This window comes from Mesorhizobium sp. M7A.F.Ca.US.014.04.1.1 (assembly GCF_003998745.1).
GTDB lineage: Bacteria > Pseudomonadota > Alphaproteobacteria > Rhizobiales > Rhizobiaceae > Mesorhizobium > Mesorhizobium ciceri.
The window spans coordinates 1-9,261 of the sequence record NZ_RZRW01000209.1 but is presented as its reverse complement, the minus strand read 5'-3'; the positions used below and the strand labels follow the sequence as shown (position 1 = coordinate 9,261).

Below are 9,261 nucleotides of genomic sequence, written 5' to 3'. Positions count from 1 at the left end.
GTGCCACGCGCTGGCGCTGGCCACCGGAAAGCTGGCCGGGCCGGCGGGCGCCATAGCCGGGCAGCCGCACCAGTGACAGCGCCTCTTCCGCCGCCTTGTGCCGCTCAGCCTTGCCGACGCCCTTGACCATCAGCCCGTAGGCAACGTTGTCGAGCACGTTCAGATGCGGGAACAGCGCATAATCCTGAAACACGGTGTTGACGTTGCGGCGATAGGGCGGAACGCCCTCGGCGCGGTCGCCGAAGATCGAGATCGAGCCCGATGTCGGCTGCTCGAAGCCGGCGATGAGGCGCAGGCAAGTGGTCTTGCCGGAACCAGACGGCCCGAGCATGGCGAAGAACTCGCCCGGCGCGATGTCGAGATCGACCGCGTCGACCGCGCGCACGCTGCCGAAATGGCGCGAGGCTTTCTGGAAGGAGACGGCGGAGGTCATGGGCTGTCAGTCCGTTGCCGGTTTGATGTGTTGATGTCGCGCGACGTCCTATCTCCCCCTTGTGGGGGTGAGAAGTGATCCGCATAGCGGAGGAAAGCCAATTGCTTGGCTTTTCGAGCTTCGAACGCCTGAGCCTTGCGAAGGGCCAGGCACTGCCACGAACTGCCGAGCAGACCCCACCCAGACGCTATGCGTCGACCCTCCCCACAAGGGGGAGGGCAAGGATGCTCATCGTCCGCCGATGACGCCGATATAGTCCGACACCCAGCGATAGTAGGGCACGCACTGATCGTTCTGGGTGGCGCATTTCGACACCGGCGTCTTCCAGAACTTGATCTTGTCGAAGTTCTCGTAGCCGTTGGTCTTGCAACCCTCGTCGGTCAAAAGCTCATTGCCCTTGCAGGCGGCGGGCACGACGGGCAGTGAGCCGAACCAGGCTGAGACATCGCCCTGCACCTTCGGCGACAGCGAATGTTCCATCCACATATAGGCACAGTTGGGGTTGGCGGCGTCGGCCTCCATCATGGTGGTGTCGGCCCAACCGGTGGCGCCCTCCTCCGGGATGGTGGAAGCGACCGGCTTCTTGGCGGCGACCAGCGTGTTGACCTGATACGGCCACGAGCCGGAAGCGACGACGCCTTCGTTCTGGAAATCGTCGACCTGGATGGCGGCGTCGTGCCAATAGCGGCCAACCAGTGTGCGTTGGACGCGCAGCAATTCGAGCGCCGCCTTGTACTGGCCCTCGTTCAGTTCATAGGGATCCTTGATGCCGAGTTCCGGTTTGTGGAACATCAGATAGTTGGCCGCATCCGCAATGTGGATCGGCCCGTCATAGGCCTGGACGCGGCCCTTGTTGGACTTGCCGTCCGGCAGCTTCATTTCCTCAAAGACGATGTTCCAGCTCTTGGGAGCCTCCTTGAACACGTCGGTGTTGTACATCAGGACGTTGGGACCCCACTGGTAGGGAACGCCGTAGTGGGCGCCGCCGACGGTGAACCACGGCGCGTCCTTGAGGCGCTCGTCGACCGTCTTCCAGCTCGGGATGAGATCGGTGTTGATCGGCTGCACGCGCTTGCCGGCAACGAGGCGCAACGAGGCATCGCCCGAAGCGGTGACGAGGTCGAAGCCGCCCTCATTCATCAGCGAGACCATCTCGTCGGAGGTGTTGGCGGTCTTGACGTTGACCTTGCAGCCGGTCTCCTTCTCGAAGGAAGTCACCCAGTCATAGCCCTTGTCGGTTTCGCCGCGCTCGATGTAGCCCGGCCAGGCAACGATGTTGACCTGGCCTTCGCCCTTGCCAAGTTCCTTGACCTGGGCGACGGCCTGACCGGAAAAGGTCAGCGCGACCGTCAGAGCAGTGCATGACTTCAGGAATGAATTCATTGTCGATCTCCCATTTAGGCGCCTGACCCTGAAAGCCGGTTTCGGTCTTCGTTAGGGGTCACGCGCGGACTGAAAACTGTCAGTTCGTCCGTTGGGCTTGATGCCGCTCTGATGGCGGCTTTGGTCCCTGAACCGAAAGTGCTTTGAAAATTCCGGTTTCGCAAATTCATTTATCAGAAGGGCGATATCGGTTTTTCCGATAGATGTGCAGCCGGCGTCTCAGGGACGCTGGCGGACCGTCCGTTGCGACTGGGCAAGACCGATGAAATCGCGCGCGGCCTGCGGCAGACCGGAGCCGCGCCGCCAGACCATGCCGACCTGGACCACCGGCAAGGAGCCGGAAATATCGCGCGATTCGATGCGGTCGCCTTCCAGCGACCAGGGCCGGTAGACGAGATCGGGCAGCAGCGCCACGCCGGCACCGGTGGCGACCAGACTGCGCACGGCCTCCACGGAACGGGTGCGGAAGGCGACATGCGGCTTGGCGCCGATCGCCGTCAGCAGCTTGCCGGTATTCTCCTCGATCTCGTCGACGGTCAGCATGATCAGCGTTTCGGAGGCAATGTCGCCAATGCTGATGATGTCGGCGCCGACGAGCGGATGACCGAGCGGCAGCCACAGCCGATAGGCCGAGACTTCGAGGATTTCCGACTGCAACGCGGTGCGGTCGCGCAAATTGGAGGTGACCATGACGGCAATGTCGAGCTTGCCGCCGATCAGGAGGTGTTCGAGATAATCGCCATTGTCCTCGATGGCAGAGACCTCGACGCCGGGATAGGCACGGCGGTAGCGGGCGAGCAGATCCGACAGCACATAGCCGGCGACCAGCGAGGTGACGCCGAGCTGCAGCCGGCCGGCCGCCACCGCCTGCTCGCCGGAGAAAGAGCGACGCGCGTCGGAAACATCGGCGAGGATTTTCGTCGCATGGCGCAGGAACTGGTGACCCTTGTGGGTGATGTTGAGGCCGCGCGGGTGGCGTTCGAACAGTTCGACGCCGAGATCGCTTTCGAGTTCCTTGATCGCTTCGGTGACCGACGATTGCGAGATGGAGAGGTTCTGGGCGGCGCCCGAGACCGTGCCTTGCTCGGCAACGGCGATGAAGAACTGCAGCTGGCGGATGGTGAAAGCCATGCCCGGACTAAACACCGGCGGCCGAATGAAGGAAAGCCGACTGCAGAGCTTATCCCATGACCTGAGAGCTGGCGCTCAACCGAGCGCCAACTTGATGCGCCGCCGGCATGCGGGGCCATAGCGCAGCGCAAGCATGAATGCCGTCTCCAGAGCCACGACGATGACAATGATGCGCAGGCCCACCGTGAAGGAGTCCCGGCCGCTGCCGCGCAGCAGATAGCCGGTGGTGAGAAAGCCCGCGTTCCAGAACGTGGCGCCGAGCAGCGTCGCGGCCGCGAAGGGCAAAGCGGGCAGACAGAGTGCGCCGGCGGCGATCGGCAGGTAATTGCGCACAGTCGGGATGAACTGCGCCAGCAAGGACACCCGGACGTGATTGCGCCGATAGGCCTGGCCGAGCCTGCGGTAGGTCGCGTGACGCAGGAACACGTACTTGCCGAAACGCTCGACCAGCCTGTCGGCACGGTCAGGTCCAACCCGGCGGCCGACCGCATACCAGACAAGGCAGCCGCTGGCGGACGCAAGCGTCGTCACCATCAGCAGGATCGCCAGCGTCGAAGCATCCGGCGCCGCCGTCATGCCGAGGAACAGCAGCAGCACATGCGAGGGCGGAATTGGCAGGATCTTTTCGGTGAAGGCGAGGCAGAAAACGCCCAACAGACCGAAGCCGAGGATGGCTGCCAGCGGCCCCGTCATGCGAAGCGACATGGTGACGCCGACACCAAACGGTGCCACGGTCCATCTCTGGAGAAAAGACAAAGCATCAGGCAACCTTCATCCTGGATCCAACGCTTCGATCGGTCGGCGTGGCGTTTGCTGCAGTCAGCGTCGGACCCGAAATCCGTTGCATATGTCGGGTCCGACGCCTTGGCGCCGGCATACGAGGCGAATCGCGCACCGACTGGTTCTGTTTGCCGCGAATGGATTGCGTGGACATTGCGCCTCGGCGCGGACGAGACGTGTTTGACATCGACACCAATCGTAACTAACTAAGTTACATGAAGCGCAACAGCCGACTGTCCTCTACCCTGCACATTCTCGTCCACATGGCCGAGAAGCCCGAACAGGCGCTGACCTCCGAGCAGCTTGCCACCTTCATCCACACCAATCCGGTGGTGGTCCGCCGCACCATCGCAGGCTTGCGCGACGCCGGCATCGTCACCTCGTCGCGCGGGCACGGTGGCGGCTGGCTGCTCGGGCGGGCGCCCGAGAAAATATCCCTGGCCGAGATCAGCGTCGCCCTTGGCGAGACACTGCTGCCGTTCAGCACCGATCCGGAAAGCCCCGGCTGCCTCGTCGAGCAGGCGGTGATCGCCGTGCTCGACGATTTTCGCAACGCCGCCGAAAGGCTGCTGGCGGAGAAGCTGAGCCGCATCACGCTGGCTGACCTGACCGCCGATTTCCGCCGCCGTTTTGACCGCATTGGAGTCTCCAGCCATGCAGTATGATCTTGCCGTCGTCGGCGGCAGCTTTGCCGGCCTGTCCGCCGCCATCCAGGTGGCGCGGGCAGGACGCAAGGTGCTGGTGATCGACGCCGGCCGGCCGCGCAACCGCTTTGCCGAGCATTCGCACGGCTTCCTCGGACATGACGGGCGCGCGCCCGGCGCAATCCTGGATGACGCAAGGCGCCAACTACTGGCCTATCCGACAGCCAGGGTTGTCGACGGGCGCGCCGACAAGGCCCTTGCCGCTGGCAGCAGCGATTTCGAAATCACCACCGAGGGTGGCGAGACATTCGGCGCGGCACGGCTGGTACTGGCCACTGGGGTGCGCGATATCCTGCCGGAGGTTGCCGGGCTTGCCGAGCTCTGGGGAAAGAGCGTGCTGCACTGCCCCTATTGCCACGGCTACGAAGTTTCCGGCGGGCCGCTCGGCGTGCTCGCAACCGGTCCGATGTCCATGCATCAGGCACAGCTGATCACCGATTGGGGCGATGTCACGCTGTTCGGCAATGGCCTGTTCGAGCCTGACACAGAGCAGATGCGCGCGCTGGAGAGCCGAAAGGTGCGGTTTGAGCCCACCAGCGTTGCCGAGCTAGAGGAAGACGGCTCCGGCGGATTGATCGTCCACCTCGACGACGGCAGAAAGGCCGGCGTCAGGGCGGTGTTCACCGCTCCGCGCAATATCATGGCCAGCCCGCTGGCCGAACAGCTCGGCTGCGGCTTCACCGAAGGCCTCCTCGGCCCGGTGATATCAGTCGACGACAGGCAGCAGACGACCGTGCCCGGCGTCTACGCCGCCGGCGACGCGGCACGTTCGATGCACAACATCGCCCTTGCAGTATCGGGTGGCACCTTTGCGGGCGTCTGCGCCCACCAATCGCTGGTCTTCGGCTAGAACCCGGCTTCCGCGCCGGCGATGCTGAGCCGGGCGCCGGCCTGCGCAAGGGCGGCGGCCAGGTCGTGCGGCGGCGAGCGGTCGGTGGCGAGTTCGGAAAAGCTGTCGAAGCCGCAGACCTGGACCAGACCAAGACGGCCGAATTTCGAGTGATCGGTGATGACGAGGGACCGCTGGCCGCGCGACAGCACCATGCGGGCGAACTCGGCCTCATCCAGATCAAAATCCATGACGCCCATCACCGCGTCGACGCCCCCGGTGGAAATGATGGCGTGACTGACCGAGAAGCGACTGACAAAATCGATCGCCGAGGCGCCGAAAGCAGCACCGGAATCGCTGCGCAACTCGCCGCCGGCCATATAGACCTTGTTGCCGTTGATGGTGGCCAGCGTGCGGGCGATGTCCGAGGAATTGGTGACGACCGTCAGGCGCCGGTGGCCGAGCAGTTCACGCGCAAGGAACGAGGTCGTCGTTCCGGTGTCGAGCATGATGGATTCCCCGTCGCGGATGGTGGCGGCGACCATGCGGGCAATGACGCGCTTGGCGTCGGCGTTCTCACGCATGCGCCGCTCGAACGGCGCTTCGCCGATCATTGACGGCAGGCCGATGGCGCCATGCATCTTGAGGACAGAGCCATCACCGGTCAGCGGCTTGACGTCGCGGCGCACCGTCTCGAGCGACACGCCCAGCCGGTCGGCCAGACTGGCGATGGTGACGGTGCCCTCTTCCTGCAGGAGCCGCAGGATCTCGCCGTGTCGTTTGGACTGGGCCATCTGGTTTCCCGAACTGATGCTCTTGACCGATTCTAAGGTAATTCAATTGCTTTTAAAGGAACTACCTTATGCTTTCAGGCAAAATACCCAAAAAAAGTCACAGCTTTTTATTGACAAGCGGGAAACCCTGGCGTGAAATCAAAGACATTAACAGGCTTCAGATCTGCGACTGGGGGCAGAGCCGCAACTCAGCGATCAGGCCGTTTGGAACGTGCCTGTACAAGGAATTTTCAGATCCGCGGGGGCGGATGCCGGGCTCAAAAACCTGGCCAAGGGGCTCGTCGGTGCGGTGCGGGATACCGATCCTGGCGTCCCGCACCGACGAGATTATTTACGTTTCTCCCCGCCGTCGTTGCGCTGTTCACGGCGCCTTGTCGAAGCCCAGCAAACCAGGGATGATTCCGTGACCGCCGAAGACCGCATCCGCGCCCTGCCCTGCTGGACCGGTGGCATCGAGATCGCACCGCTGCCCGGCGGTCTGAGCAACGCGAATTATGTGGTCACGGACGCGGCGGGACGACACGTCGTGCGCTTCGGCAAGGACTATCCGTTCCACCATGTCTTTCGCGAGCGCGAGGTGATGACGGCGCGGGCGGCGCATGCCGCCGGTTTCGCGCCGGCCGTCCGCCATGCCGAACCGGGCATCATGGTCACAGAGTTTCTCGGCGCCAAGACCTATCTCGCCGAGGACGTACGCGCCAATCTTGGCCGCGTCGCAGCCCTGATGCGCGCCTTTCACCGGGAGATGCCCACTCACGTCTCCGGCGCCGGCTTCATGTTCTGGGTGTTCCATGTCATTCGCGACTATGCGCGCACGCTTGAAGAAGGCGGCAGCCGCAAGCGCAGCGACCTGCCGCGCCTGCTGACGCTGGCCGACGAACTGGAGCGCGCGCAGAAACTGCTGCCGATCGTCTTTGGCCACAATGATCTGTTGCCGGCCAACATTCTCGACGACGGCAACAGGCTGTGGCTGATCGACTTCGAATATGCCGGCTTCAACACGGCGATGTTCGACCTCGCAGGCGCCGCCTCCAACGCCGGCATGAGCGACGAGGAATCCTTCGCCTTCCTGACCGCCTATTTCATGAAGGAACCGGACGAAGCGATCCGCCGTTCGCACGCGGCCATGCAATGCGCCTCGCTGCTGCGCGAGGCGATGTGGAGCATGGTGTCCGAGCTCTATCTCGACGCGCCCGGTATCGACTACGTCGCCTACACCGAGGAAAACCTCGCCCGGCTCGACACGGCGCTGGAAAACTACAGAACGAAGTACGGGATGCAGAAATCATGACATTGCCGACCCAGGCCGCCATCGTCGTCATCGGCGGTGGCATCATCGGCTGTTCGACGGCTTATCATCTGGCGCGCGACCACAAGGCCGATGTCGTTCTGCTCGAACAAGGCAAGCTGACCTCGGGCTCGACCTGGCATGCCGCCGGCCTTGTCGGCCAGTTGCGCTCGTCGGCTTCGATCACCCGCGTGCTGAAATACTCCGTCGACCTCTACAAGGGCCTCGAGGCCGAGACCGGCCTTGCCACCGGCTGGAAGATGACCGGCTGCCTCAGGCTCGCCACCAATGCCGACCGCTGGACCGAGTACAAAAGGCTGGCGACGACGGCGAAAAGCTTCGGCATGGACATGCAATTGCTATCACCGGCGGAAGTCAAGGCAATGTGGCCGCTCATGGAAACCGGCGATCTTGTCGGCGCCTCCTGGCTGCCGACCGATGGCCAGGCGAGCCCCTCCGACATCACGCAGTCGCTGGCCAAGGGCGCGCGCATGCATGGCGCCAAACTGTTCGAGGATGTCCGCGTCATCGGCTTCGAAATGAAGGACGGCCGCATCACGGCGGTGAAGACCAACAAGGGCGACATTGCTTGTGACAAGGTGGTCAACTGCGCCGGCCAGTGGGCGCGGCAGGTCGGCGCCATGGCCGGCATCAACGTGCCGCTGCAGCCGGTGAAGCACCAGTACATCATCACCGAGAAGATCGACGGACTGGCGACCGACGCGCCGACCATCCGCGATCCGGACCGGCGCACCTATTTCAAGGAAGAGGTCGGCGGGCTGGTGATGGGCGGCTATGAGCCGAACCCGCAGGCCTGGGCTACTGGTCTCCCCGGCGGTGACGTCCCCAATGATTGGGAATTCAGGCTGTTCGACGATGATTACGACCATTTCGAGCAGCATATGAGCCAAGCGATCGCGCGCGTGCCGGCACTGGAAACCGTCGGCGTCAAGCAGATGATCAACGGGCCGGAGAGTTTTACGCCGGACGGCAATTTCATTCTCGGCACAGCGCCCGAATGCGCCAACATGTTTGTCGGCGCCGGCTTCAACGCCTTCGGCATCGCCTCGGGCGGCGGCGCTGGCTGGGTGCTGGCGCAGTGGGTGGTCGATGGCGAAGCACCGCTCGACCTGTGGGTGGTCGACATCAGGCGCTTTGCTAATTTGCACCGTGACCGTCAGTGGGTCTGCGACCGCACGCTGGAGGCCTATGGCAAACACTATACGATCGGCTTTCCGCATGAGGAGTATGCCAGCGGGAGGCCGCGCATCGTCTCGCCGCTCTACGACAGGCTGAAACAGCAAAATGCCGTGTTCGGCTCGAAGCTCGGCTGGGAACGGCCTAACTGGTTCGCGCCCGAAGGCGTCGAGCCGCAGGACATCTATTCGATGGGCCGGCAGAACTGGTTTGTGGCGGTCGGCGACGAACACCGGCATGTGCGCGAAAAAGTCGGCATCTTCGATCAATCCTCCTTCGCCAAATACGAGCTGAGCGGGCCCGATGCGCTGAAGGCGCTGGACTGGGTCTGCGCCAACGACGTCAGCAAGCCGGTCGGCCGGCTGACCTACACGCAGCTTCTCAACACACGCGGCGGCATCGAGGCCGATCTGACGGTGGCGCGGCTGGCCGAAGAGAAGTTCTACATCGTCACCGGCACAGGCTTCCGCACGCATGATTCCTCGTGGATCGGCGATCATATCGGCGAAGGGCTCGATGCCAGGCTTGTCGATGTCACCGAGGATTTCGGCACGCTGTCGCTGATGGGTCCTCGGGCGCGCGACGTGCTTTCGGCCGTGACCGAAGCCGACGTCTCAAACGTGAGCTTCCCGTTCGGCCATGTGAGTGAGATTGCCATCGCCGGCCACACAATTCGGGCGCTGCGCGTCACCTATGTCGGCGAACTGGGCTGGGACCTGCAC

The 9,261-nt window shown here is 63.5% G+C and carries 9 protein-coding genes; 4 read left to right on the top strand and 5 right to left on the bottom strand.

Annotated features, from left to right (window positions below; genetic code table 11):
* From EOA22_RS15800 to EOA22_RS15785, 4 genes are all read right to left on the bottom strand, one after another.
* A partial coding sequence (locus tag EOA22_RS15800) for an ABC transporter ATP-binding protein (RefSeq protein WP_164755475.1) occupies positions 1-433 on the bottom strand: 433 nt, incomplete at its 3' end.
* Between the two features lie 228 nt (positions 434-661).
* Positions 662-1,816 carry an ABC transporter substrate-binding protein gene (locus tag EOA22_RS15795; RefSeq protein WP_063169922.1) on the bottom strand — a complete coding sequence of 385 codons (1,155 nt, stop codon included), beginning with the start codon at positions 1,814-1,816 and terminating at the stop codon, positions 662-664.
* Positions 1,817-2,035: 219 nt separating this feature from the next.
* Entirely contained in the window at positions 2,036-2,947 is a 912-nt protein-coding gene (locus EOA22_RS15790; protein WP_013528025.1) for a LysR substrate-binding domain-containing protein, read from the bottom strand.
* A 75-nt stretch (positions 2,948-3,022) separates the two neighbouring features.
* Positions 3,023-3,679: a DedA family protein gene (locus EOA22_RS15785; RefSeq protein WP_081714289.1), complete on the bottom strand. Its 657-nt coding sequence runs from the start codon at positions 3,677-3,679 to the stop codon at positions 3,023-3,025.
* 263 nt (positions 3,680-3,942) lie between these two features.
* Here EOA22_RS15785 and EOA22_RS15780 point away from each other — a divergent pair, with 263 nt between their 5' ends.
* Positions 3,943-4,392, top strand: a complete 450-nt coding sequence (locus tag EOA22_RS15780; protein ID WP_127390071.1) for an Rrf2 family transcriptional regulator — start codon at positions 3,943-3,945, stop codon at positions 4,390-4,392.
* On the top strand, positions 4,382-5,281 hold the full coding sequence (locus EOA22_RS15775) for an NAD(P)/FAD-dependent oxidoreductase (RefSeq protein ID WP_063169920.1): 900 nt from the start codon (positions 4,382-4,384) through the stop codon (positions 5,279-5,281). The genes EOA22_RS15780 and EOA22_RS15775 overlap by 11 nt, the downstream gene beginning before the upstream one ends.
* Here EOA22_RS15775 and EOA22_RS15770 read toward each other — a convergent pair.
* Positions 5,278-6,054 carry a DeoR/GlpR family DNA-binding transcription regulator gene (locus EOA22_RS15770; RefSeq protein ID WP_013528029.1) on the bottom strand — a complete coding sequence of 259 codons (777 nt, stop codon included), beginning with the start codon at positions 6,052-6,054 and terminating at the stop codon, positions 5,278-5,280. The two genes, EOA22_RS15775 and EOA22_RS15770, sit on opposite strands and share 4 nt — an antisense overlap.
* A gap of 403 nt (positions 6,055-6,457) precedes the next feature.
* Between EOA22_RS15770 and EOA22_RS15765 the strand changes: the two genes are divergently transcribed.
* Together EOA22_RS15765 and EOA22_RS15760 are read left to right on the top strand one after the other, a co-directional pair.
* The gene (locus EOA22_RS15765) at positions 6,458-7,345 is read left to right on the top strand and encodes a phosphotransferase family protein (protein ID WP_063169919.1); all 888 of its coding nucleotides are present in this window, start codon (positions 6,458-6,460) and stop codon (positions 7,343-7,345) included.
* The coding region (locus EOA22_RS15760) for an FAD-dependent oxidoreductase (RefSeq protein WP_164755473.1) at positions 7,342-9,261 on the top strand (1,920 nt) is incomplete at its 3' end. The genes EOA22_RS15765 and EOA22_RS15760, both read left to right, overlap by 4 nt.